Genomic DNA, 382 nt, shown 5'->3' with positions numbered 1-382 from the left:
AACCAGCCCTACCAGTTACCAAAATGCTGTAGCAAGATCCCGGGGGATTAGCTCAGCTGGGAGAGCACCTGCTTTGCAAGCAGGGGGTCGTCGGTTCGATCCCGTCATCCTCCACCACTGCTTTTATGTAAGCCAGCCAAACGGCTCGGGTTTAGATAAAAGTAGTACCGTTCTTTAACAATCTGGAAGAAGTAAAGTTTTATTTAAGCGTGTAGAAATACACACTTAGGGTAGTAAAACTCATCATCACAAAGCAGTAAATGCTTGCCTATAGCCGTCAAGGTTATAGGGACAAGTGAATAAGTGCACATGGTGGATGCCTTGGCGATTACAGGCGATGAAGGACGTGGAAGTCTGCGAAAAGCTTCGGGGAGCTGACAAA

General features: G+C 47.1%; 1 tRNA gene and 1 rRNA gene. Both read left to right on the top strand.

Annotated features, from left to right (window positions below):
* Positions 1-41 precede the first annotated feature (41 nt).
* Positions 42-117: transfer RNA gene (locus GJ700_RS34765), tRNA-Ala, on the top strand.
* Between the two features lie 172 nt (positions 118-289).
* A 23S ribosomal RNA gene (locus tag GJ700_RS34760) occupies positions 290-382 on the top strand; the annotation flags it as partial.

This window comes from Pseudoduganella rivuli, assembly GCF_009674485.1.
In the GTDB taxonomy this organism is placed as follows: Bacteria; Pseudomonadota; Gammaproteobacteria; order Burkholderiales; family Burkholderiaceae_D; genus Rugamonas; species Rugamonas rivuli_B.
This window is presented reverse-complemented; position numbering and strand designations above follow the sequence as displayed.